We start from the raw sequence: 23567 nt of genomic DNA on the forward strand, positions 1-23567 counted from the left end.
CGGTGTGCGCGGCCCGCGGGCTCAGTGGTCGCCGCCGCGGAGCTGGTCGACCGCGTGCCGCAGGATCGGCCCGAGCACGGCCAGGCCGTCCCGCGCGCCGCCGCGCGAGCCCGGCAGGTTCACCACCAGCGTCCGGCCCGTGACGCCGGCCCGGCCCCGGGACAGCGCGGCGGTGGGCACCGCGTCGCGGCTGTGCGCGCGGATCGCCTCGGCGATGCCGGGGATCTCGTAGTCGAGCAGCGCGCCGGTCACCTCGGGCGTGCGGTCGGTCGGGGTGATGCCGGTGCCGCCGCTGGTCAGCACCACGTCGACGCCGTCGTCGCGGGCGGCACGCAGCGCGTCGCCGACCGGGTCGCCGTCGGGCACCACCACCGGCGCGTCGACCGTGCACCCCAGCTCCCGCAGGCCGGCGACGAGCAGGGGGCCGCTGGTGTCGGCGTAGACCCCGGCGGCGGCCCGGTTGGAGGCCACGATCACCCGGGCCCGGATCACGACCGGTCCTCCGGCCGGACCCACTCGCCGGTCTTCCCGCCCTCTTTCCGGAGCACCCGGACGGCGTCCACCGACGCGGCCGGGTCGACCGCCTTCACCATGTCGACCAGGGCGAGCCCGGCGACCGCCACCGCGGTGAGCGCCTCCATCTCCACGCCGGTGCGGTCGGCCGTCCGCGCGGTGGCGGTGATCTCCACGGTGTCGGCGGTGAGGCGCAGGTCGACGGTGACGCCGTGCAGGGCGATCGGGTGGCAGAGCGGGATCAGGTCCGGGGTCCGCTTGGCCCCCATGATCCCGGCGAGCCGGCCGACCGCGAGCGCGTCGCCCTTGGGCAGGTCGTCGCGGCGGAGCAGCTCCACCACCTCGGCGGTGGTGCGGAGCCGGCCGGCGGCCACCGCGAGCCGGCCGGAGACCGGCTTGGCGGAGACGTCGACCATCCGGGCGGCGCCAGCCGGATCGACGTGGGTGAGCTGCGCGGGTTCGGTCACCGCCCGACCCTATCCGCCGGGTACGACGACCCGCACGAATCAGCCCGCCGCCCGAACGGCGAGTAGCGCGAACACCAACTGCTGCTTTGGCGTTCCCCAGCGGGAGATCGGCCTTTCCCCGCCGGGCCGTAAGACCCCCGACAACTCGGATTTCCGCGCTGCTGTTCCAGCCCCGGTTGGTTGCCGTCCAAGTCGAAACGCCAGCTTAATCCAGTTATCACAAAATCGTTGTTCCGGCGGTCCCCGGCAGCGCAAGCCGTCCATCCGAGCGGTCCGACCCGACTGGTCAAGCCGGCCGAGTCCGGTTGTAATGTTCCTCGGCCGAGACGACGCTACAGATGTCGCGCGCGTCGAAACATTCTGGATGGCACTGAGCGACCACGTGAGTACGCGAGGCAGAAGGTCGGCTCCGCTCCGCACATAACTTGTGGACAGAACGTCATTTAAGCGGCGAGAGTTGCTTATATTGCGCATACCGACATTAATTCTTCCTTACTACCCCTTCCTCCCTCTAACCTTCCTTCCAGTCAACAAGGCGCGGATACACGCACAGGCGATGTCTGCGGCGGGTCGTGCCAATGCGCCACAACCGATTGCGGGTGACGACTCCGATCGGCGGCGATTCCGGCCCGACGGGATATTGGAGGAGGGACGAACAATGCGTAGCACCGAATGGGGATGAGAGTTTCCCGCACCGGAACGAAGCGGTAGGCTGCCGCTCATCGCGTACCGACGGTGAGCGGCGGGTGACTCGGGTGAGCCGGACGACGGAGAGCCGCACGGGTGTCGACCCCGGCCTGCGCGGCCTCGTCTACACCCTGGTGGCCGGCGCATCGCTCGTCGCGCTCATCGCGGTCTCCGCCACGCGCAGGCAACACCCCGAATCGGTACGCGACTTCGTCACCGTGGCAACCCTCGTGGTGACCGTCGCGCTGGCCACCGTCATCAAGACGCGGCTACGGATCAGGTCGACCACCTTCTACTTCGCCTGGGTGGAAACCGCAATCGTCATCGGCCTGGCCGTCGCGCCGGCCTCCTGGGTCGTCCTGGCCACCGGCCTCGGGGTGGCCGCCGGATCGGTGACCCGCCTGGCACCCATCAAGGTGGCGTTCGCCATCGCGAAGCACACCCTCGTGGCCGGAGGCGCCACCGTCGCCACCTTGCTGCTCGGCGGCGCCTGGCCACCTCGAGAGCCACTCCGCATCGTCGTACTGCTGGGAATCGTCTATCTGGTCGCCGCGATCCTCGACGACGTACTTGCGATTCCGGTCATCGCGCTCGCGTCCCGAACGCCGATCCTGCGCCAGTTCCGCAACAACCTCGACCTACGGATCGCCGGCTTCGGCGTGCGATTCGTCGTAGCCGCCTCCACCGTGCTGATCCTCCGGGTCGATCCCCGGCTGTTGCTCGCCGTGCCGCCCCTGGTGCTCAGCCTGCACCTGGCCTACTCCGCCAGGATCCGCGCCCGCACCGAGCAGCAGGCCTGGCAGCGACTCGCCCGCACCACCGACGCGCTCAACGTGGTCGACCTCGACCAGGTCCTCACCACCGCGGTCACCGAGGCCGCCGAACTCTTCTCCGCCGACGAGGTCGAGATCGAACTACGCGAGGGCGGGCGCACGGTCCGCGGCGGCGCGGCCGGCATCGCGTACGACGGGACCGCACCACGCCCCAGCGCCACGGACGGCCGGATCATGCCGGTCACGCTGGAAGGACACGACCGGGCGGAGAACATCGGCGAGCTGCGGCTCCGCTTCGTCGGGCCGGTCGAGCTCTCCGAGCGGGAGCAGTACACCCTGCGTACCTTCGCCTCCGCGCTGTGCACCGCGGTCCGCAACGCCCAGGCGTACGCCGAACTGGCCCGCGTCGCCGCCGACCACGCCTACGCCGCCACCCACGACGCCCTCACCGGCCTGTCCAACCGCCGGCACCTGCTGGACGAGGGCACCGCCCAGCTCACCACCCGGCACGCCGACGGCGTCACCGCCCTGGTGCTGATCGACCTCAACCACTTCAAGGAGGTCAACGACACGCTCGGGCACGGCGCCGGCGACCGGGTGCTGATCCAGGTCGCCGAACGGCTCCGCGACGCGGCACGCGCCGACGACCTGGTCGCCCGGCTCGGCGGCGACGAGTTCGCCGTGCTGCTACGCGGCCTGCCCGCCCCGGCGGTCGCCGCGCACCGCGCCGAAGCCCTGCTCGCCGCGCTGCACGACCCGATCGACCTCGACGGCATGCGGATCAGCGTGGAAGCCAGCGGCGGCATCGCCGTCGCCCCCGCCACCGGCGGGATGCCCGAGCTGCTGCGCCGCGCCGACGTGGCGATGTACCAGGCCAAGCGCGCCGGCCAGCGGATCGCCACGTACGCGGCGACCCGCGACACCGCCGACCTCAGCCGGCTCACACTCGGCGGCGAACTGCCCCGGGCCGTCGCCGACCACGAGTTCACCGTCAACTTCCAACCCATCGTCGACCTGGGCAGCGGCCAGGTCACCGGCGCGGAGGCGCTGGCCCGCTGGCACCACCCCACCCACGGCCTGATCGACCCGCTGCGCTTCCTGGAGGCGGTGGAACGCTCCGGGCTGCTGCCCGCGTTCGCCGAGGCCATCCTCGACCAGGCGCTGATCGCGGCCGGCTCGTGGCACGACGCCGGCTTCGACCTGCCCGTCTCGGTGAACGTGTCACCACGCAGCCTCCTCGACGCCCGCTTCCCCGGCGCCGTGCTGGCCCGGCTGCGCGCCCACGACCTCCCACCCGACCGGCTCGTCCTGGAACTCACCGAGACGCTCACCCTCAGCCAACTCGACGTGGTCGACCGGGTGCTCAGCCGGCTCCGCGACTCCGGCGTCCGGCTGGCCCTCGACGACTTCGGCACCGGCTACTCCTCACTCTCCCTGCTCTCCCGCATCCCGGTCCACGAACTCAAGATCGACCGCAGCTTCGTCACCGCCATGGAAACCGCACCCGAGGCCGCCGCCGTGATCCGCTCCACCCTCGACCTGGGCCGCAGCCTCGACCTCACCGTGGTCGCCGAGGGCGTGGAGAGCGAACCGCAACGCCGCACGCTCTGGGAGCTGGGCTGCACGGCCGGCCAGGGCCACCTGTTCGCCCGGCCGCTGCCGGCCGGCGCGCTGCTCGCCGCCCTCCAACGCGGCGCCGGCGGCCGACCCGGCGCACTCGCCGCACCGCTGCACGACACCGGCGCCGTCATCCGGCTGCCCGGCCGCCGCGCCGCCGGCACCCGTACCCGCCCGGCCCCCGCCACCGACGTCCGGCACCCCTGACCAACCGGCCCGACCCGGCCGGACCGCACCCCCGGTCTGCCAGACTGGCCCGCGTGACCGCCCACGCCGACCCGGCCACCGCCACCTCCCGCCGCTGGTCGGCGCTCGACACCGCCGCCGGCGGTCTCGCCCTCGACCTGGGCCTCTACGCCGCCGCCACGATCTTCGCCGCGGTCACCGCCGCCACCTCCACCCTGCCGCCGCACCGCGCGTGGGGCACCGTCGCCACCATCGGGTACGCGATCGCCGCGCTCGCCGCGACCACCCAGCTCATCGCCCGCCGCCGACACCCCGGCACCCCCCTGGCCGGCTTGCCCGCCCGCTGGACGGTCACCGGCCTCACCTGGGCCACCACCGCGCTGCTCCCGGTCGTCGTCCAGAGCATCCAACGGGCCGGCGGACGCACCGACCGGGCCCAGGAGGAGGTGCTCGTGGTGGAACACGCCGGCACCCGCCTCGCCGAGCACGGCACCCCGTACCTCGGCCCCGACGCCATCGCCGCCCTGCCCCCCGGCGAGCAACTCCTCGGCTACACCCCCTACCAACCCGGAATGGCGCTGTTCGGGCTGCCCCGGGCCGCCGCCGACGCCTGGTGGACCGACGCCCGCGTCTGGTTCGCGGTCGGCACCGCGCTCGCGCTCGCCGCCCTGGTCACCACGCTGCGCACCAGCACCGGCCCCACCTCACCCCGCCGCTCCGCCGCGCTGCTGCGCGCCGTCCAGGCCGCCACCGTCCTGCCCGTCGCCGCGCTCACGCTCGCCACCGGCGGTGACGACCTCCCCGTACTCGCGCTCTGCCTGCTCGCCCTCGCGCTGGCCGCCGCCGACCGGCCCGGCCGCGCCGGCCTCGCGGTCGGCGTCGCCGGCGCGCTGAAGCTCTTCGCGTGGCCGGTGGCGGTCGTGCTGGTCTGCTGGGCCGCCACCCGCCGGGCCGCGCCGCGCACCGCCCTGGGCGCCCTCGGCCTGCCCGTCCTCGCGCTGCTGCCGGTCCTGCTCGTCGACCGGGACGCACTCGTCGAGAACGTGCTCCGGTTCCCGCTCGGCCACGGCCTGGTGACCAGCCCCGCCCAGTCCCCGTTCCCCGGCCACCTGATCGCCGAGACGCTCCCCGCCGGCCGGGTGGTCGCCGCCGCGCTGCTCGTCGCGGTCGGCCTGGCGATCGCCGTCCGACTGCTGCGCCACCCGCCGCGCACCACCGCCGCCACGGCCCTCATCTGCGGGTACGGGCTGCTCGCCGCGATCCTGCTGATGCCCTCCACCCGCTTCGGTTACCTGCTCTACCCGGCCGCGCTGCTCGTCCTCGCCCCCGCGCTGGCACTCGCCGAGGCGCCCACCGGGCAGCCCGGCCGGCCGGCATTCCCGGCAACCGCCCGGCGCGAGCCGGCCGGAAGGCGTACACCTGAGGCATGACCACCTACCGTGACCGGACCGAAGCGGGACGGGACCTCGCCGAGCGACTCACCGACCTCGCCGACCGGCCCGACGTCGTCGTGCTCGCCCTGGTCCGCGGCGGCGTCCCCGTCGCCCGGGTGATCGCCGACCGGCTCCACGCCCCGCTCGACGTGCTGGTCGTCCGCAAACTCGGTGTGCCCTGGGCGCCCGAGGTCGCCTTCGGGGCGCTCGGCCCCGGCGGCGTGCAGGTCCTCAACGACATGGTCGCCGGCCGGATCAGCGAGAACGACCGGGCCCAGGTCCGCCGCCGCGAACAGGCCGAACTGGACCGCCGCGAGCAGCGCTACCGCGCCGGCCGGCCACCGCTGGACCTGACCGGCCGCACCGCCCTGATCGTCGACGACGGGCTCGCCACCGGCGCCACCGCCCGCGCCGCCGTCCAGGTCGCCCGCCAGCTCGGCGCCGCCCGGGTGGTCGTCGCCGTCCCGGTCGGCTCCCCGCCGGCGTACGAGCTGCTCGCCGCCACGGCCGACACGGTCGTGAGCAGCCAACTCCCATCCGACTTCGCCGCCGTCGGCGCCTACTACGACGACTTCCACGAGGTCTCCGACGACGAGGTGACGCACGCGCTGACCGCCAACGCGTGAAAACACCCGGTACCGTCGGTGTCATGCAGCTCACCTGTCCCAAATGCCGTGGAGAGATGCGCCAGTACGAGCGCAGCGGAGTAGTCATCGACCAGTGCGGCGAGTGCCGCGGAATCTTCCTCGACCGAGGCGAGCTCGAAAAGCTGTTCGAGGCCGAGGCCAACTGGAACCGGCAGCAGGGCGGCGCCCCGCAGGCCGCACCCGCCGGGGCCGGCTACCCACCGCCTCCGCCACCCCCGCCCGCCGCCCCGCACCAGCCGGGCTACGGCGCCGTCCCCCCGCCCCCTCCGCCGCCGCCCGGCCACGGCTACCCGCAGCCCGCGTACGGCCACGGTCAGCAGCAGCACTACGGCTACCACGGCCACTACCGCCGCAAGAAGAAGCACGGCTTCCTCGGCGAACTGTTCGACTGACGAGCGTGTAAGGAGGGGCCCCTTCTTAACGCCTGGGCGATAGGAAGGGGCCCCGCCTAACCGTGCCGGTGGCCGCGCGCCGTGGCAGGCTGCACCCCATGAGCCCGATCCGGCCGCACGAGGCGCTGGCCCAGGCGTACGACGGCATCACCGCCGCCGTCGCCCCGCTCGACGACGCCGGCCTGCAACGACCCACCCGCTGCCAGGGCTGGCTCGTCGCCGACCTGCTCTTCCACGTGCTCTGCGACGCCCAACGCGCGCTCGTCGCGCTGGCCAGCCCGGTGCCCGGCCCGGCCGACGTGGACGACATCAGCTACTGGCGGGCGTTCGGCGCCGACGGCGACGACGGGGCCGGCGCGCGGCACGCCTGGTGGGCCCGCCGCTCGGCAGCCGCGTTCGACCGGCCCACCGGCGTGGTCCGGATCTGGTCCGACACCGCTCCCGCCGCCGCCCGCGCGGCTGCCGCCGCGGACGCCACCGGGCACGTCACCACCCAGGGCCACGTGCTGCGCGTACCGGATCTGCTCGCCACCCTGACCACCGAGGCGGTCGTGCACCACCTCGATCTGGTGGTGGACCTGCCGGACGCGCCACCGCCGGCGACCGGCCCGACCCGGGTGGCGGTGACCACGATGGACGGCCTGCTGTGCGACGACGCGGTACGCCCGGCCGCCTGGGACGACCACGAGTATCTGCTCAAGGCCACCGGGCGGGTGCCGTTGACCGACCGGGACCGGTTCGAGCTGGGCGAGGCGGCGGGCTGGTTCCCGCTGCTCGGCTGAGAACCCTCCCGCCGTGATCAGCGGAGTGTGGGGCGTGCGGTCCAGCCGACGAAGCGGTCGAACAGTTCCTGCGGGTCCGGGTTCTGCCTCAGCAGGTCGGCGGTGGCGTCGAACAGGCAGGCCGCCATGTAGATCGACAGGGCTACGCGGTCACGTCGGTAGTCCATCAGCAGCAACAGGCGCGCCGGCTGGCACGGCCAAGGGCCGGCGCAGACGCGGCAGAGCCAGCGCGGCCGCATCGGAGTGTGCGGTCGCATGGCTCGGCCACCGCGATCGGGTACGGGGGAGGCATTCGGCGCACTCATCCCCCGATCGTGTCGACTCCCGTTGACTACGTCAATAGTCTCCGTAGTTGTCGCCGTCTGCGGACTACGCCGCTGCCATCGTCAACGCGTGGAGCTGGTGGGTGTGTCGGAGATCCGGGCGATGCTCGGCAACGTCTCGCGCCAGCGCGCGTCCGTGATCGCCAATCAGCGCAACTTCCCCGAGCCCATCGCCGTGCTGGCCATGGGCAAGGTGTGGCGCAAGTCCGACGTCGAGAAGTGGATCCGGGAGCACCGCCCGGACCTCTCGTCCGACTGAACCGCCGATCCGTACGGTCGCTGGACCGCTCCCCCGCGCGGGAGATGAAGGTGATCATGAACTTGACGGCATCAACGTAGATCAACAACGCCGCCAACCTCATGATCAGGCCTCGGAGGAGCCCTCCGGGCGAGGCGGTCGCTCAGACGATGGCCATGTCCACGAATCGCGACAGGTGCAACTGGGCGGCGACCGTCACCGTGTCGGTCGGCCCATTCCTGTGTTTGGCGATGATGAAGTCCGCCTCCCCGGCCCGCGGCGACTCCTTGTCATAATAGTCATCGCGGTGCAAAAGTATGACAACGTCGGCATCTTGCTCAATAGAGCCAGATTCGCGCAAATCGGACAACTGCGGTCGCTTGTCCGTACGCTGCTCCGGGCCACGGTTCAGCTGACTCACCGCGATCACCGGGCACTCGACCTCCTTGGCGAGCAGCTTCAGGCCACGGGACAGGTCCGCGACTTCCTGCTGCCGGCTCTCGGTGCGCTTCGGTGAGGTCATGAGCTGGAGATAGTCGACCACGATCAGCTTCAGGTCGTGCTTCTGCTTGAGCCGTCGTGCCTTCGCCCGGATCTCCATCAGGTTCATGCTCGGGGTGTCGTCGACGAAGAGCGGCGCCTCGCTGATCTCGCCCATGCAGCGGGCCAGCTTGGTCCAGTCGTCGTCGGAGAGCTGCCCACTGCGCAGCACGTGCAGCGGCACGCGCGCCTCGGCCGAGAGCAGTCGCATGACGATCTCGACCTTGCTCATCTCCAGCGAGAAGATGGCCGCGGCCTGGTTGGCACGAATAGCGGCATTCCGGGCGAAGTCCATGCTGGCTGTGCTGTTGTGCGTCGGGATCATCGACCGACCCGCCAGGTACAGGTGGTCGGCGTTGTCCACGGTCACGCAGCGCACCGGAACGCTGGCCACGGGCCGGACGTCCACGATGAAGCGGGAGTGGGAACGCACGTCCGAGGACGTCCGCCGCCGGGCCAGGTGCGCGGCCCGCTTCCTTTCCAGGCGGAAGACCGGATCAGGGGTGGAGAAGTTCGCCGTGTAGGCGACCGATGAGTCCTCGGTGCGTCCGCGCACCCTCCGCTCGGTGATCGAGCATCGGTAGCCCAGGCTGACCACGAGTTCCCGAACACCCTCGATCAACCGCTTCGACGTGGAGGTGTACTGGAGGTTCCCGGCCGGCGCCACCGTACCGTCGGTGTCCATCAGCCCGGCGAGCAGCGCCCGGCGCTGGGCCTCCGAGGCTCGTAGGTAGTCCTGGGGGATGTGCTTGTCGGAAGCCACCCCGATTCGGCGGATCAGCGCCAGGAACGAGCCGCCTCGCTCGTGACACTCGGCGCATCGGCGGACCGCCTGGTTCTCGCGCAGTGCTCGGGTGGAGCCTCCGCAGTCGACACAGGTACGGTCCGTTGCCCGCCCCACGGTGGGCAGCAGGATGGTGAACACCATTGGGCCGCTGGGTCGCACGAGGAAGCCGTCCCGGGCCACCAGGTCGACCATCTCGGCGTCCGCGGTGGTGAATCGGCTGGCTCCGGTGTGACCGTCGCCGAGCCACACCCCGAGGGTGTACGGAGGGACGACCAGTTCACGTTCCGGGAGCCGGAGCGGCGCGCAGTTCTCCACCGCGTGGTTGAGGCGCCGGTCGGCGGTGTCCGTGCGAAGCGTCGCCGCGATATGTGCGGTGGTCACGACTCCGTCGTGCCGAACGGGGGCGCCGTCGTTGGCGTGTCGCTCGGCCCGCTGGCGCAGGCCGGAGACGAGAGCGCCTGCCGGGTAGCCGGGAGCGGTCCAGTTGCGTGACTTGCCGGCCCGGGTCACCGGACGGGCGACCCGTCCGTTCGCGCCGACCTGGTGCGCCACCGTGTGCAGCACGTTGCGGAACTCGGGGCCGACCTGCTCGAGCGTGTCCGCCAGGGTGACCAGGCGGTGCGGCTCGGCGGACGCCGCCGCTTCGGCCGCCCGTACCCTCGACAGCGCCGCCTCGGGCCAGTAGTGACGGGGACGTGCCTCGGACTGCCGACGGCTGGCCCGGGTGGTCGTCTTCCAGAGGTGTTCGGCGTCCGCCACGATGACCGAGCCATCGGAGAACTCGACCTCGTAGCAGGGGCGATCGTGCATCACGTCGAAGACGTTGGTGATGGTGGTCGGGTTGCCGTCGGCCGCGAGCAGCTGGTCGCCGACGCGTACCGCACCCATTGTGGTCCAACCCTCCGGGGTGGGCAGGGGCGTGTCGAGCGCCAGCGCCTTTCCCAGACCCGGTCGACCCGCCACGATGATCAACTGCCCGGCGTGCAGGCCGTTGAGCAGGCGGTCGAGGTCGGTGAAGCCGGTCGGGACGCCGGTCATCACGCCGCCCTGGGCGCCGACCGCCTCGATCTCGTCCAGCGTGGGCTGGAGCATGTCGGCCAGGATCGCGAAGTCCTCGCTGACCCGCTTCTCGGTGATCTCGTAGACGGCCTGCTGGGCGAGGTCGACGATGTCGTCCACGTCCCGGCTGCCGCTCGGGCCGGTGCCGTAGCCGAGCTGCACGATCCGGGTGCCGGCCTCGACCAGTCGGCGGAGCACGGCCCGCTCGCCGACGATGCGGGCGTAGTAGGCGGCGTTGGCGGCGGTGGGCACGCTGGCGATCAGCGTGTGCAGGTAGGGCGCGCCGCCGATGCGGGCGAGGTCGCCGGAGTCGGCCAGCGCCGCGGCCACCGTGATCGGGTCGGCCGGTTCGCCCCGACCGTAGATGTCCAGGATCGCGTCGAAGATGGTGGCGTGCACCGGGCGGTAGAAGTCGTTTGTCTTGAGGATCTCCACGACGTCCGCGATGGCGTCCTTGGAGAGCAGCATGCCGCCGAGGACGCACTGTTCGGCGGCCACGTCCTGGGGTGGTGTCTTCTCGAAGGACGCGTCCCGCGGCGGCGGCTCGGACGCTTGCCCCCCGGCCCGTCCCGCGCGCGTCTCGTCGGTGACCGACACGGGTTCCCCCCTTGCTGCGTCGGATCGAGTCCGGCTCTGTCGCCGGGGTGTGACAACTTCCGCCGACCCTCCGGTCGATCGGGGGCCATCGCCCGGCGGTCGCTGGCCACGATACGGAACCCGAGGTCAGCCACCAACAGGGCCGGTGGACGAGCCTCGGGACAACCTGTGGACGCAGGGGGCCAGCATGTGCGCAGGGTGTGCACAGGGGTGTGGAAAAGTGATGGCGTTTTCCGGGCGTATCGCTCCTGACCTGGGCTTCTGCCGTCCCCACCCTGTGGACGGAAGATTTCTGGTCGAGCCTTGGCGTCGTTCGTCCCGTACTATCGCTGCGAACGGCTGCACCTTGACAGCGGATTGCACTTTCGGGTTGAGAAGGGTCACGCTCCCGCCGTGAGACACCGGGACTGGGCAAGCGGGGAGGACAGCCCGCGCGAGCGCCGGCCGAGCGCTTCCTGGGACGCTTCCGCTGGTCCGCGGCGCGTGGACCCGTACGCGCCGGAGCGTCAGCGCACGCCGAGCCGGCGCCGGGCGATCGAGCGCGGTCAGGACGAGCCGGTGGACGCCTACCTTCCGCGGTGGGCGGTGGAGTCGGGGATCAGTCGGGCGGACGGCGGTGGGCGGCATGCCGCGCCGGACGACGACGAGGCGGAGGCCGGGTCGCCCGCTTCCGACGGTGGTTGGCGGCCCGAGGCCGGTCGGTGTCGGGACGACGGCCGGCGCGGGCTGCGGGCCGTCGGGGCCGGGCCGGTGTCCGACCACACCGCCGAGTGGACCATGGACGCCCCGCAGGAACAGGGCTACGTCGGGAGCCGGCGGGCCGAGTCCGGGGAGGACGGGCCGGTGTCCGGGACGGCGCCCCGCAGCCGTCCACGACGTGCGGCGACCCGACGGCCGGAGGTGATCTGGTCGGGGCTGCCGGAGGAGGCGGGCCCGGGTGGTGACACCGGCGGGTGGGAGGCCGAGCAGCCGGCCCGGCGGAGTCCGCGGGCGGCGACCGGTTCCTCCTGGCCGCCGCCGGCGGTGGATCCCTGGGAGCGGGGTCGGGCGGCCGAGCCGGCCCCGGCGGAGCAGCCGGCGGTCGACCCGTGGGACGCCTCGGGCGTGCACGCGTGGGGTCGGGCGGACGCCGGGAGCCGGTGGGAGCAGGCCGGGAGCCGGTGGGACCGCACCGAGCACACCGGTGAGTGGGACCGGTTCACCGACACCGGTCACCTCGACCGGGTGCGGGACGCCGGTCCGCGGTATCCGGCGGCCGACCCGTGGGACCGTACGGCACCGCCGGTCCGGGAGGGTTGGGCGTCGCCGGAGCAGGTCGAGGAGTTCTGGTCGGGGACCCGGTTGGCGGGTGACGATCCGCGGTGGATGGAGACGCCGACGTCGGCCCCGCAGTCGCCGGTGGTCGCGTACTCCGCGCCGCGTCCCCGGGCCGCGCCCCGGCGTCGGGCGGTGGAGCCGGTCGGGCCGGGCGGGTCCGCGGTGCGCCGACGGATGGACCCGATCGGCGGCGGTTCGTGGAGCCGGCGGTTGGAGGACGACCTGCTGGACCCGGATCCGGGTGGGCCGTTGCGACCGCTCGTCTACACGGCCGCCTGCTATCTGGTGCCGGCGGTGCTGCTCTTCCTCGGTCTGGTCCTCCTGGACGGGCAGGCCCCGGCGGGGTGTGTCACCGACATCAGTGGTGGAGGTTGCGACTCGCCGCGGGCGCACGCGTTCGCGTCGTTGTCGGCGGCGGCGCCGAGGTTCGGGCTGGCGCTGGTGAGCAGCCTCGTGGTGGCGGTGCTGCTGCGTCAGGTCGGTACGACGTGGCGGTCGGCGACGGTGGCGTTGGCGGCGGCCGTGGTGGGCGGTGGGCTGTCCACGGTGGTGATCAGCGCGGTGACCGGCCAGCCGATCGGCTGACGTGCCGGCGGCGGGTCGCCGGGAGATGCGGAAAGGGCCCGCACCGGAGAACCGGTGCGGGCCCTTTCGTGGTGCGGTGGGGTCAGCTCTTGACCACGTTCAGGTCGAACTTGGCGGTCACCTCGGGGTGCAGCCGGATGCTGACCGGGTAGGCGCCGAGCGACTTGATGTGGCCGGGCGTCTCCAGCCGGCGACGGTCCAGGCTCGGACCACCGGCCGCCTTGACGGCGTCGACGATCTCGGCCGGGGTGACCGAACCGAAGAGCCGACCGCCGTCGCCGGCGCGGGCCTTCAGGTTGACCTTCAGGCCCTCGAGCTGGCCCTTGATCTCCTTGGCGTGGTCGAGGTCGCGGACCTCGCGGGCCGAGCGGGCCCGCTTGATGACCGTGACCTGCTTCTCGGCACCCTTGGTCCAGGCGATCGCGAAGCCCTGCGGCAGCAGGTAGTTACGGCCGAAGCCGTCCTTGACCTCGACGATGTCGCCCGGAGAGCCGAGGCCGGACACCTCCTGAGTGAGGATGATCTTCATGTCCGTGCCTCCCCTCAGCGGGCCGTGGCCGTGTAGGGCAGGAGCGCCATCTCACGGGCGTTCTTGACCGCACGGGCGATCTGCCGCTGCTGCTGCGAGGTCACGCCGGTCACCCGTCGAGCGCGGATCTTGCCGCGGTCGGAGATGAACTTGCGCAGCAGCGCGGTGTCCTTGTAATCGATATAGGTGATCCCGTCCTTGTCGAGCGGGTTCACCTTCTTCTTCGGCTTGCGCAGTGCCGCAGCCTTCGCCATTGCTCTTGCTCCTGGTTTGCGATCGCGGGCGCTCGGCGCCATCAGAACGGGGGCTCCTCGTCGAAGTTTCCGCCGCCCGAACCAGCGCGGGAGGGGGCCGGGGCAGCCGAGGCCCAGGGGTCGTCGAAGTTGCCTCCGCCGCCGCCCTGGCCACCACCGCCACCACCGCCGAAGCCGCCGCCTCCGCCACCGGAGCGGGACATCTTCTGCACCTTCGCCGTGGCGTAGCGCAGGGACGGGCCGATCTCGTCGACCTCCAGCTCGATGACGGTGCGCTTCTCACCCTCGCGGGTCTCGTACGACCGCTGACGCAGCCGGCCGGACACGATCACCCGGGCGCCGCGCTGCAGCGACTCGGCGACGTTCTCGGCGGCCTGGCGCCAAACTGTGCACGAGAGGAACAGCGGCTCGCCGTCCTTCCACTCGCCGGACGCCTTGTCCATGAACCGGGGCGTCGAAGCGACCCGGAACTTGGCCACCGCCGCACCGGAGGGGGTGAACCGCAACTCGGGGTCATCGGTCAGGTTGCCGATGACCGTGATGGTGGTGTCTCCTGCCATGACCATCTCCTCGCGCACTCATCGTTGTGCCGTACAGGCTCTCAGAGCCCTCCGACAGCGCGGATGAGGCTTGATCCGGACGTGCCGGGTCTAGATGCTCAGCGCATCTCCGGGCGAATGACCTTGGTGCGCAGCACCGACTCGTTGAGTCGGAGCTGACGGTCCAGCTCAGCCACGGCCTCCGGCGTCGCCTGGAGGTCGACGACGGCGTAGATGCCCTCGGCCTTTTTGTTGATCTCGTACGCGAGGCGCCGGCGGCCCCACACGTCGGTCTTCTCCACCGAGCCACCCGCGGTCCGGATCACGTTCAGGTACGTGTCGAGAGACGGGGCGACGGTGCGCTCCTCGAGGCTGGGATCGAGGATCACCATGACTTCATAGTGACGCAAGACGTGCTCACCTCCTGTGGGCTAGGCGGCCACGGTCCTTCCGTGGCAGGAGGTCGTGCGTCGTGGCCCGCCCGATGCCGGGGGAACCCGGCCGGACGCGGACAACCGCACAAGGATAGCCGGTCCGGACGATCATGCCGGGGCCGGTGGTCCGGGTGTCCCCGGAGGCGGCGACAGGGGCCCACCTCCGGCGTCGGGCGCCGAGAAGGTGGACCCCTGTCCACAGGGCCGCGGGGCGTCCCGTCCGCATTCCTTGGGTGGGACCTGGGGAGGAACGACCACACCGATGAGGTTGGATCGAAAACGCCCCGCGGAGCTTTATCATGTTGTCGTCTGGTCTGACCATACAGCGGCTGTCGTCACCACTTGGGGTAAATGCTGGAATTAATCCATCTGACCGGTTGCCGTGTGGGTGGCGAGTGGACCCGCCCCGTCGTGCCGGGCCGCACGGCGGGGCGATCCGTCGCCGGAGGCCGGCGCTCGCCGTCCGTGCTGTGGACCACGTCGGGCGGAGCGTCGACCATCGATCCCACCTCGGACAACGACCGCCGGGCCGGGCGGTGACGCGCCCGCCCGTCGGAACCCGCGCGCGTGCGCACCACGCGTCGTAGGCGCGACGTAGGCTGCCCTGCATGCGAATCGGAGCCCACGTCGACGCGACCGACCCACTGGCTGAGGCGGCCACCCGGGAGGCCGAGGCGGTGCAGTTCTTCCTCGCCGACCCGCAGGGTTGGAAGGCCCCGAAGCCGCGGGAGGACGCCGAGCGCCTGCGCGCCGCCGACGTCGACCTCTACGTCCACGCGCCCTACGTGATCAACGTGGCCACGCCCAACAACCGGATCCGCATCCCGAGCCGCAAGCTGCTGCTCGCCCACGCCACCGCCGCGGCGGCTGTCGGGGCCCGCGGGCTGATCGTGCACGGCGGCCACGTCAACGCCGGGGGCGACCTCGCCGCCGGCTTCGACAACTGGCGCAAGACCTTCGCGTACGCGGCGGACTCCGGCGGCTTCCCGCTGCCGGTGCTGATCGAGAACACCGCCGGCGGTGACAACGCCTGCGCCCGGCACCTGGACGCGCTGGCCCGGCTCTGGGACGCGCTCGGCGACCACGAGGTCGGCTTCTGCCTCGACACCTGTCACGCCCACGCCGGCGGCGAGGAGCTGCTGGGTCTGGTCGACCGGGTCAAGGCGATCACCGGCCGGATCGACCTGATCCACGCGAACAACTCGAAGGGCGCCTTCAACTCCGGCCAGGACCGCCACGACAACCTCACCGGCGGCACCATCGAGCCGGAGTTGCTGGTGGCGGTGATCCGGGCGGCCGGAGCACCGGTGATCGTCGAGACCCCGGGCGGCGTCGAGGGGCAGGCCGCCGACATCGCGTTCCTGCGCGCCCAGTTGGGCGCCACGGCATGACCACGGAGCAGTCCGGCGCGACCGGTCGTTCCGGCACCGACCCGCGACCGGCCCCGAAGGGCTCCCCGGCCGACGGGGCAGAGCCCGCACCGGGCCGAGCCACCGGTGAGGTGGAGAGCACGGGCGCGTCGGCCGGCACGAGCGGGTCCCGGGCCGACAGCGACGCATCCGCCGACGCGGGGGACGGCGACGGCAAGGACAGCGCCGGCGACGGCGGCAAGAGCTGGCGCAGGTCCGGCCGGAGCAGGCGCGACGGCAGGCGCAAGACCGCCGACGCCGGCAAGAACGGGCGCGGTGCCACCGGGCCGGACCAGACCACCGGCCCGGACCAGACCGGCGACCCGGGGTCGGACCAGACCGCCGGCACGAACAAGACCACCGACACGGACCCGACCGGCAGCGCCGGCACGAACAAGACCTCGAACACGGACCAGACCGCCGGTACGGACGGTGCGGAGCCGGCGGATCCCTGGACCGCGTTCGGGCCGGCACCCGAGCCGGTGCTCGGCCGGGCCCGCCGGACGGTCCGCGCGGTGGGCCGGTTCCTGGTGCACGAGTGGACGCTCGCCGCCGTCGCCGCGCTGGCCCTGGCCGCGGCGATGACCTGGCCCACGCTGCGCTATCCGCGCTACACCCTGCCGCAGGACTACTGGGACCCGAGCCTCCAGGCGTGGCAGATGGCGTGGTCCGGCCACATCCTGCGTACCGACCCGGCGATGCTCTGGCACTCCAACACGTTCTTCCCGGAGAACTGGAGCTTCGCGTTCTCCGACACGCTGCTCGGGTACGCGCCGGCCGGCCTGATCGGCGTCGGTCCGGAGCACGCCGTGCTGCGCTACAACATCATGTTCGTGCTGGCCCACGCGCTCGCCGCGTTCGGGGCGTACGCGCTGGCCCGGCAGCTCGGCGCGGGCCGGATCGGCGGCGCGGTGGCCGGGGCGGGCTTCGCGTACGCGCCGTGGCTGCTGGCCCAGGCCGGGCACCTGCACATCATCTCCAACGGGGGCATCCCGTTGGCGCTGGCCATGCTCGCCCGCGGTCACGGCTGGTCGCTGCGGTACGGCTACCGCCCGCGCCGCCGGCACGCGGGCTGGGCGCTCGCCGGTTGGCTGGTGGCCGCCTGGCAGCTCAGTCTCGGCTTCGGCATCGGGCTGCCGTTCGCGTACCTGCTGGCCGGGGTGGTGCTGGTCTCGGCGGTGCTGTGGTTCGTCAGGCGCCGGCGGGTGAAGCGCCCGTTCGGCCGCCGGCTGTTCCTGGCCGACCTGTTCGGCGGGCTGGTGTTCGCCGCGGTGGGTGGCCTGCTGGCGATTCCCTTCTTCAAGGTCGCCGAGCTGCACCCCAACGCGGCCCGCACGCTCGCCGAGATCCAGCTCTACTCGCCGCCGGCCAGTGGCCTGTTCACCGCGCCGGGTGAGTCCCGGGTCTGGGGCGAGCTGCACGAGGGGGCGCGGGCGGCACTGCCCTGGCCTCCGGAGATGACGCTGCTGCCGGGTTTCGCGCTCTACGCGCTGGCCGCCGGCGGGTTGTTCTTCTCGGTCTGGCGGGTCCGCCACCGGCTCTTCCTGCTCGCCGGCGTGCTGGTGACGATGGCGTTGGCGATGGGCACCCGGTTCCTCGACGGCCGGTTCACCTACGTGCCGCTCTTCGACTACCTGCCGGGCTGGAACGGGCTGCGTACGCCGGGTCGGATGATGCTCTGGGCCACGCTGCTGCTCGGCCTGCTCGCGGCCGGCGCGGTCACCGCGTTCTGCGCCCGGGTGCGGGAGCTCGCCGCCGAGCGGGTGCCGCCGTGGCCCGGCCCGTGGCTGCGGCTGGCCACGCTGCTGCCGTTGGCGCTGGTGCTGGCCGAGGGGTTGAATGTCACCCCGCATCCGGTGGTGCCGCAGCAGCCGGCCGTGATGCGGACCGTCGACGGGCCGTTGCTGGTGCTGCCCAGCAGCCAGAACCTGGACCAGCCGGTGATGCTCTGGTCGACCGACCGGTTCCAGCAGATGGTCAACGGCGGCAGCGGCTTCACCCCGGCGTCCCAGGCGCGGACCCGCGAGGCCACGGTCAGCTTCCCCGACTACGCCAGCGTCGACTACCTACGGCAGATCGGCGTCCGGAACGTGGTGGTGCTCCGGGACCAGTTGGACGGCACCCCGTGGGAGGGGATGCTGGACCGGCCGGTCGAGGGGCTGGGGGTGACCCGGGAGCAGGTCGGCGACGCGGTCGTCTACCGACTGTGACGTCCGCCGCCCGGTCTCAGGCGGGCACGGGTTCGACGGGGTGGTCGGTGGCGCCGGAGCGGGCGCGCCAGCGCTGGTGCCAGAGCGCGTCCGGCGCGCCGTCGAGCACTCCGCCGTCGGGGTCGTCGGCGTAGGTCTGGCGCACCGCGTCCTGATCGGATCGCAGGATGTCCCGGACGATGAAGCCGCAGAGCACCGCCACGGTGATCAGGCGGAGGCTGGAGGCCAGCACGAACACGCCCTCCGGGAAGACCGGCCGCGAGGTGGCGGTGCCGAGCAGTTCGCCGTAGAACGCGACGAAGTAGCAGACCTCGGCGAACTGCCAGGCCAGGAACGCGCCCCACCGGGGCCGGGCGAGCACCGCGAGCGGCAGCAGCCAGAGCACGAACTGCTGCGACCAGACCTTGCTGAAGATCAGGAAGGCGGCGACCACCAGGAACGCGACGGACGCGAGGCGGGGCCGGCGCGGGGCGAGCAGCGCGAGCGCGGCCACGCCGAGGCAGGCCAGCCCGAACAGCAGGTACGACACCCAGTTGAGGGTGGGGATGTTCGCGTTGAGCCACTCGAACGGGCCGAGTTCGCCGGGCGCAGACGGGCTGATCCGGCCGTCCAGGTAGCGGCCGATGTACCAGAGCGTGCCCCAGTCGATGGGACGGGTGGTGTTCAGGTCGAAGAACCGGCCCCAGCTCTCCCGGTACGGGATCGCCACCGGCAGGTTGACCGCGACCAGCGTCACCAGCGCGGTGGCCGTGGCGACGAGCCCGGCGAGCAGCCGGCCGGCGCGCAGCGTGAGGATCAGGATCGGGCCGAGCAGGAACAGCGGCCACATCTTCGCCGCGCCGCCGAGGCCGATCAGCAGGCCCGCCAGCCCGGGCATCAGCATGCCGAGCCGGTCGGGTCGGCTGCGCGCCCAGGCCAGCAGCCCGAACGCGGCGAGGCCGACGGCGAGCAGGTCCCAGTTGACGGTGGCGGTGAGCACCAGCGCCGGCGAGAGGGCGAACAGCGCCGCGTCCCAGGGTCGTCGTCGGCGCAGGCTGAGGATGACCGCGACGGTGGCGACCGCGAGCGCGCCGAGCACCAGCGCGTTGAGGTTGTAGAACCACTGCCCCTGGTTGATGGCGGGGTTGTCCACGCCGAGGGCGTGCACCGGGAGGCCGAGCGCGCCCATGAAGTAGCCGGTCAGCACCGGGTACTCCACCGGGTGGTCGGCGTAGGGCACCTTGCCCTCGTTGAGGCCCTCGGCGTAGTAGAGCGCCAGCACGTCGGTGTAGCACATCCGGGTGTACTGGACGTTGTTCTGCCAGGCGCCGTCCTGGCAGGGGGACTTCTGCACCCAGTGCAGCGCGAGTGTGAGGCAGATCAGGGCCAGCACGATCCGCGCCGCGCTCCAGAACCGGCTGTCGCGGCCGGCCGGCCGGTCCAGGGCGGCGGCGTGGTCACCGAGCGGTCCGCCGATCAGGCCGGACGTGCCCCGGACGAACCAGTCCGAGCGGGACGGGTGGTCCTCGGTCGCTCCGGGCCGGGGCGTCTGCTCCCCGGACGTGCCGGGTTCATCGATGCCTGCGGTCGACTGGGTGCTCATGGAGAGGCATCCTGCCGTACGTCGGGGCCGTCCGTCCCGCCGCGCGCGCAGAAATTCCGGTACGCGAAACGCGGCGGCGGCCGGACCGCTCGGTCCGGCCGCCGCCGTCGGGTGGTACGCGTCAGTTGGTCTGGCGGGTGGGTGGGGTGCTGGGCAGCACGCCGCCGCCTCGACCACCACCGCCGGGGAGGCCGCCGCCGGGGTTGCCGCCGCCCTGGTCGCCGCCGCCGGGGTTACCGCCGCCGCCCGGGTTGCCACCGCCGGGGTTGTTGCCGCCGGGGCAGAACAGGCCGAGCGGGTCACAGGCCGGCCCGCCGGGCTCGTTCGGGGCCGGCGGCGGGGGTGCGGGCATCTCGCCGTTGCCGGTGTCGTCCTTGCCGACGTTCGCGGCCGGCGGGAAGTCTTCCTTGTCCTTGCCCTTGAGCGCGTCGTTCATGAAGCGCTGGAAGATCTCGCCGGGCATCTTGGCGCCGCTGATGTCCGCGCCGCCCTTGTACTTGATCGCCTTGCGGGCACCCTTGTTGCCGACCCAGACGGCGGTGGCGAGTTGCGGCGTGTAGCCGATCATCCAGGCGTCGCCGTTGCGGGTGCTGCCGTCGCCGAGTTCCCAGGTGCCGGTCTTCTCGGCGGCCTTGCGGCCGTCGTCGAGCCGGCGGTTCACCTGGCCCGGGTACTGCTCGAGCACGGAGGTGACGTCGGCGACGATGTCCTTGTCGATCCGCCGCTGCGGCTTGAGCTTCTCGCCGCCGACCGTGTCCCACTTGCCGGTGCTCGGGTTCTGCTTCTCGACCTTCCGGATGAAGTGCGCCTTGTTGTAGACGCCCTCGTTGGCGAAGGTGGCCACGCCGTTGGCGTGGTCGAGCACCGTGATCGGGTACTGGCCGTAGCCGATCACGTGGAAGAACGGATTCGGCGCGAGGTCCTTCGGGTCGGCCTTGGTCAGGTCGTGCGGCTTGGCCGGGTTGGTGTCGGTCTGCCACATGGTGGTGACGCCGGCCTGCTTGGCCATGTCGAGGACCTTGTCCGGGCCGATCTTCTCGGTGATGTAGTAGAACGGCACGTTGAGCGACTTGAGCGTGGACAGCTCCAGCGTGCAGGAGTCGCCACAGGAGACCTTGTCGGCGCCGGCGTTGCTGACCTTGAACTTCGTGTCCTTCGGTGTGAACGCCGAGCCCTTCCAGCGGGACTTGATGGAGATGCCCTCCTTCAGCGCCGCCGCCAGCGTGTAGATCTTGAAACTCGAACCCGGCGAGTGGCCACCGCTGACCACGCCGTTCTCGATGTTCTTGCCGGCGTAGTCGGTGCCGGTGCCGTTGTCACCGCCGTAGTAGGCGAGCACCCGGCCGGTCTTCGGTTCGACGGACACCATGGCGGCCATCAGGTTCGACGGCTGCCCGGCGAGCGCGGAGCCCTTCTTGGCCCGCTGGGCGGCATCGAGCGCCGCCTCCTGCATCTTGGCGTTGATGGTCGTGGTGATCTTGTAACCACCACGGCTGAGCGCCTTCGAGCAGAGCGGCTTCGCGTCGGTCGCCTCGGCCTCGTTGTCGGTGCAGAGGTTCATCTCGCGCAGTTCCTGCGAGACGTAGTTGACGACGTTGCCGTACGGCGTGTCGATGCCGAAGCCGCCGGCGCTGTTCTTCGTCGGCTTCGCGATGTTCTTCGGGTATTCGGTGGGGTGATCCGGCATGTTCGGCGCGTCCAGCCACTTCTCGGTGATCATGCCGTTGATGACGTAGTTCCACCGGTCCAGCGCGGCCTGCGGGTTGATCGCCGGGTCGTAGCCCTGGTGCGTGGAGCTCGGCTCGGGCTGCTTGATCAGCGCGGCCAGCACCGCCGCCTCGGCGACGGTCAGCTTGTTGACGTCCTTGCCGAAGTACGTCCGCGCCGCCGACTGGATGCCGTACGCGCCCCGGCCGAAGTAGATCACGTTCAGGTAGTGCTGCATGATCGTCCGCTTGTCGTAGCGGTCGTTCAGCTTGGAGGCGAGGACCGCTTCCTTCACCTTGCGGCCGTACGTGTCCTGGTTCAGGTTCTCGAACGCGTTGCGGGCGTACTGCTGGGTGATCGTCGAGGCGCCCTGCTTGTCGCCGCCGCTGATGTTGTTCCAGGCGGCCCGCGCGATGCCCTTGTAGTCCACGCCGGAGTGACGGTAGAAGTTGCGGTCCTCCGCCGCCGCGACCGCGTGCTGGACGTGTTCCGGGATCTGGTCGATGGTGACCAACTGCCGGTTCTGGTCGCCGATCCGGGCGATGGGGGTCTTGCCGGTGGAGTCGTAGATGGTGGTCGACAGCGGCGGGATGGTGTCCTCCGGGAGCACCACCTTGGTGGAGTACCAGGTGAAGCTGACCACGCCGATGCCGGCGAGCATGATGAACACGGCGAAGCCGGCGATCAGCATGTTGAGCCGGCGCCGCTTCTTCGCCCGGCCCGGATCCCCACCGCGGCCGGCGCGACCGGGGCCGGTCGGACCACCCGGGCCACCCGGACCGCCGGGTCCGCCGCTGAAGCCGGGCACCCCGGCCCGGGCCACCGCGGCACGGCCGCCGACGGGTGCCGCGCCGACGCTCGCCCGTCCGGAGCCGCCCACGCTCGCCGCGCCGACCGGGGCACGCCCGGCCGGTCCGGCCGGGGAGACCGGGACGGACGCCCGGCCCGCGCCCGCGCGCCCGGCGACACCGGGTGCCGGCGAGACCGGCACCGAGGCGCGTCCCGCGCCGGCGCGGCCCACCGAGGCCGAGCCCGAGGCCCCACGGGGCACCGGGGCGACGCCGCCGACCGGGGCCCGGCCGCCGACACCGCCCGGGGTGACCGAGGCACGCGCCGAGGCGCCACCCTCGGGGGCGCCGGACCAACCGTTCCCGCGCGAGCTCCGCTCGGAGCCGGGGTCGCCGTTCGGGCCCGGGATCTGGGCCCGCCCACGCGAAGAACTGGAATCGCCGTAGTTCATTCCTCACACCCTGCCGGTCGCGGTGGGGCGCGGGGGCGCCGCCACCGGGTTGCCGTGAGCTGGAACACGGAAGATTACCGGCCCGCCGCGCCGGTCCGTGTCCGTCAAATCCGACCTAATCGGACTAATTACGCTTACCGGCTGTCGCGCGTGCCGCCCGGGTAACGGGCCGGCAGTGGTCGGGACAGCCGAGTTCACCGTTGCGCCTCTCGCCTTCGCCGGGCGGTGGAGCCGTCGGCCGCGGCCGACGCGGTCGCATCCGTCGCCTCGCCCGCGAGACCGTCCCGGCCGAGCAGGAACTGCTCGACGAGGTGGTTCCAGTCACAGCCGGGGCAGACCTCCACCACGAACACCTGGAACTCACGCAGCGTCATGGCCAGCACGGGCAACTCGGCCCGGGTACGCGCCTGACCCGCCGACTGCTTGAGTTCGTCACCGTAAATGTAGTGGACGTGGGTGAGGTTCTCGCTGCGGCAGATGGGGCAGCGGTGATCGGTCGGCTCGCCGTGGAAACGGGCGGCGTTCTTCAGGTACGGCGAGGCGTCGCAGACGTCGTACGTGCCGATCCGCCCGGCGAGGAGTTCACGCAGCACCGCTCGCTTCTGGAGCGAGTAGTCGACGACCTGGCGCTGCGTACGCATGCGGCAAAGGGTACGCGCTCCGAGGAACCGAGGCGACCATGGTCACGATCAGTGAGGATCGCGTCGCGTAACCAGAGGT

Annotated in this window: 20 protein-coding genes; 9 read left to right on the top strand and 11 right to left on the bottom strand. The window is 72.1% G+C overall.

Features of this window, described 5'->3' with window-relative positions; translation table 11 throughout:
* Window positions 1–21: 21 nt before the first annotated feature.
* The gene (locus tag OG767_RS00975) at window positions 22–492 is read right to left on the bottom strand and encodes a molybdenum cofactor biosynthesis protein B (protein ID WP_405091756.1); all 471 of its coding nucleotides are present in this window, start codon (window positions 490–492) and stop codon (window positions 22–24) included.
* Window positions 489–980 (bottom strand): cyclic pyranopterin monophosphate synthase MoaC, encoded by a 492-nt coding sequence (gene moaC / locus OG767_RS00980; RefSeq protein WP_107156418.1) that lies wholly within the window; start codon window positions 978–980, stop codon window positions 489–491. Before moaC ends, OG767_RS00975 begins: the two co-directional genes overlap by 4 nt.
* Before the next feature lie 755 nt (window positions 981–1735).
* Here moaC and OG767_RS00985 point away from each other — a divergent pair.
* The 5 genes from OG767_RS00985 (at window position 1736) to OG767_RS01005 (ending at window position 7497) form a co-directional block, all read left to right on the top strand.
* The gene (locus OG767_RS00985) at window positions 1736–4264 is read left to right on the top strand and encodes a putative bifunctional diguanylate cyclase/phosphodiesterase (protein ID WP_405091757.1); all 2529 of its coding nucleotides are present in this window, start codon (window positions 1736–1738) and stop codon (window positions 4262–4264) included.
* 53 nt (window positions 4265–4317) lie between these two features.
* Entirely contained in the window at window positions 4318–5673 is a 1356-nt protein-coding gene (locus tag OG767_RS00990) for a glycosyltransferase 87 family protein (protein WP_405091758.1), read from the top strand.
* On the top strand, window positions 5670–6302 hold the full coding sequence (locus OG767_RS00995) for a phosphoribosyltransferase (protein WP_405091759.1): 633 nt from the start codon (window positions 5670–5672) through the stop codon (window positions 6300–6302). Before OG767_RS00990 ends, OG767_RS00995 begins: the two co-directional genes overlap by 4 nt.
* 23 nt (window positions 6303–6325) lie before the next feature.
* Window positions 6326–6715, top strand: a complete 390-nt coding sequence (locus OG767_RS01000; protein ID WP_343444319.1) for a zf-TFIIB domain-containing protein — start codon at window positions 6326–6328, stop codon at window positions 6713–6715.
* A gap of 98 nt (window positions 6716–6813) precedes the next feature.
* Window positions 6814–7497: a maleylpyruvate isomerase N-terminal domain-containing protein gene (locus tag OG767_RS01005; protein ID WP_405091760.1), complete on the top strand. Its 684-nt coding sequence runs from the start codon at window positions 6814–6816 to the stop codon at window positions 7495–7497.
* A gap of 17 nt (window positions 7498–7514) precedes the next feature.
* Here the strand turns inward: OG767_RS01005 and OG767_RS01010 are convergent, their stop codons facing one another.
* Window positions 7515–7664, bottom strand: coding sequence for a hypothetical protein (locus OG767_RS01010; RefSeq protein WP_405091761.1), 150 nt, complete (start codon window positions 7662–7664; stop codon window positions 7515–7517).
* 226 nt (window positions 7665–7890) lie between these two features.
* Here OG767_RS01010 and OG767_RS01015 point away from each other — a divergent pair, with 226 nt between their 5' ends.
* On the top strand, window positions 7891–8079 hold the full coding sequence (locus OG767_RS01015; RefSeq protein ID WP_405091762.1) for a hypothetical protein: 189 nt from the start codon (window positions 7891–7893) through the stop codon (window positions 8077–8079).
* Window positions 8080–8221: 142 nt separating this feature from the next.
* On the opposite strand, the gene dnaB is transcribed toward OG767_RS01015, so the two are convergent.
* On the bottom strand, window positions 8222–11041 hold the full coding sequence (gene dnaB / locus OG767_RS01020) for a replicative DNA helicase (protein WP_405091763.1): 2820 nt from the start codon (window positions 11039–11041) through the stop codon (window positions 8222–8224).
* 483 nt (window positions 11042–11524) lie between these two features.
* On the opposite strand from dnaB, the gene OG767_RS01025 reads away from it, so the two are divergent.
* A complete protein-coding gene (locus tag OG767_RS01025) occupies window positions 11525–12943 on the top strand; it encodes a hypothetical protein (RefSeq protein ID WP_405091764.1) in 1419 nt (472 codons plus the stop codon).
* A gap of 82 nt (window positions 12944–13025) precedes the next feature.
* Here OG767_RS01025 and rplI read toward each other — a convergent pair whose 3' ends face one another.
* The 4 genes from rplI to rpsF all read right to left on the bottom strand — a co-directional run bounded on the left by rplI (window position 13026) and on the right by rpsF (window position 14675).
* Window positions 13026–13472 carry a 50S ribosomal protein L9 gene (rplI, locus tag OG767_RS01030; protein WP_405091765.1) on the bottom strand — a complete coding sequence of 149 codons (447 nt, stop codon included), beginning with the start codon at window positions 13470–13472 and terminating at the stop codon, window positions 13026–13028.
* A gap of 14 nt (window positions 13473–13486) precedes the next feature.
* A complete protein-coding gene (gene rpsR, locus OG767_RS01035; protein WP_007073789.1) occupies window positions 13487–13726 on the bottom strand; it encodes a 30S ribosomal protein S18 in 240 nt (79 codons plus the stop codon).
* Window positions 13727–13767: 41 nt separating this feature from the next.
* Window positions 13768–14304: a single-stranded DNA-binding protein gene (locus tag OG767_RS01040; RefSeq protein ID WP_175441301.1), complete on the bottom strand. Its 537-nt coding sequence runs from the start codon at window positions 14302–14304 to the stop codon at window positions 13768–13770.
* An 80-nt stretch (window positions 14305–14384) separates the two neighbouring features.
* On the bottom strand, window positions 14385–14675 hold the full coding sequence (gene rpsF / locus OG767_RS01045; protein ID WP_088643630.1) for a 30S ribosomal protein S6: 291 nt from the start codon (window positions 14673–14675) through the stop codon (window positions 14385–14387).
* A 632-nt stretch (window positions 14676–15307) separates the two neighbouring features.
* Between rpsF and OG767_RS01050 the strand changes: the two genes are divergently transcribed.
* Both OG767_RS01050 and OG767_RS01055 read left to right on the top strand, forming a co-directional pair.
* The gene (locus tag OG767_RS01050; RefSeq protein WP_405091766.1) at window positions 15308–16090 is read left to right on the top strand and encodes a deoxyribonuclease IV; all 783 of its coding nucleotides are present in this window, start codon (window positions 15308–15310) and stop codon (window positions 16088–16090) included.
* On the top strand, window positions 16087–18318 hold the full coding sequence (locus OG767_RS01055; RefSeq protein ID WP_405091767.1) for a hypothetical protein: 2232 nt from the start codon (window positions 16087–16089) through the stop codon (window positions 18316–18318). The genes OG767_RS01050 and OG767_RS01055 overlap by 4 nt, the downstream gene beginning before the upstream one ends.
* Before the next feature lie 16 nt (window positions 18319–18334).
* On the opposite strand, the gene OG767_RS01060 is transcribed toward OG767_RS01055, so the two are convergent.
* From OG767_RS01060 to OG767_RS01070, 3 genes are all read right to left on the bottom strand, one after another.
* Window positions 18335–19900, bottom strand: a complete 1566-nt coding sequence (locus OG767_RS01060) for a glycosyltransferase family 87 protein (protein WP_405091768.1) — start codon at window positions 19898–19900, stop codon at window positions 18335–18337.
* A gap of 121 nt (window positions 19901–20021) precedes the next feature.
* Entirely contained in the window at window positions 20022–22847 is a 2826-nt protein-coding gene (locus OG767_RS01065; RefSeq protein WP_405091769.1) for a transglycosylase domain-containing protein, read from the bottom strand.
* Window positions 22848–23041: 194 nt separating this feature from the next.
* Window positions 23042–23488, bottom strand: a complete 447-nt coding sequence (locus OG767_RS01070) for a DUF5318 domain-containing protein (RefSeq protein WP_107162012.1) — start codon at window positions 23486–23488, stop codon at window positions 23042–23044.
* Between the last annotated feature and the right edge of the window lie 79 nt (window positions 23489–23567).

The organism is Micromonospora sp. NBC_01392 (genome assembly GCF_045040125.1).
GTDB lineage: Bacteria > Actinomycetota > Actinomycetes > Mycobacteriales > Micromonosporaceae > Micromonospora.

Excerpts from the sequence above, each read along its gene's own strand:
- OG767_RS00995 (WP_405091759.1), top strand. The coding sequence starts at position 5,670 with ATGACCACCTACCGTGACCGGACCGAAGCGGGACGGGACCTCGCCGAG.
- OG767_RS01000 (WP_343444319.1), top strand. The coding sequence starts at position 6,326 with ATGCAGCTCACCTGTCCCAAATGCCGTGGAGAGATGCGCCAGTACGAG.
- OG767_RS01005 (WP_405091760.1), top strand. The coding sequence starts at position 6,814 with ATGAGCCCGATCCGGCCGCACGAGGCGCTGGCCCAGGCGTACGACGGC.
- OG767_RS01010 (WP_405091761.1), bottom strand. The coding sequence starts at position 7,664 with ATGGACTACCGACGTGACCGCGTAGCCCTGTCGATCTACATGGCGGCC.
- rplI (WP_405091765.1), bottom strand. The coding sequence starts at position 13,472 with ATGAAGATCATCCTCACTCAGGAGGTGTCCGGCCTCGGCTCTCCGGGC.
- rpsR (WP_007073789.1), bottom strand. The coding sequence starts at position 13,726 with ATGGCGAAGGCTGCGGCACTGCGCAAGCCGAAGAAGAAGGTGAACCCG.
- OG767_RS01050 (WP_405091766.1), top strand. The coding sequence starts at position 15,308 with ATGCGAATCGGAGCCCACGTCGACGCGACCGACCCACTGGCTGAGGCG.
- OG767_RS01055 (WP_405091767.1), top strand. The coding sequence starts at position 16,087 with ATGACCACGGAGCAGTCCGGCGCGACCGGTCGTTCCGGCACCGACCCG.
- OG767_RS01060 (WP_405091768.1), bottom strand. The coding sequence starts at position 19,900 with ATGAGCACCCAGTCGACCGCAGGCATCGATGAACCCGGCACGTCCGGG.
- OG767_RS01065 (WP_405091769.1), bottom strand. The coding sequence starts at position 22,847 with ATGAACTACGGCGATTCCAGTTCTTCGCGTGGGCGGGCCCAGATCCCG.
- OG767_RS01070 (WP_107162012.1), bottom strand. The coding sequence starts at position 23,488 with ATGCGTACGCAGCGCCAGGTCGTCGACTACTCGCTCCAGAAGCGAGCG.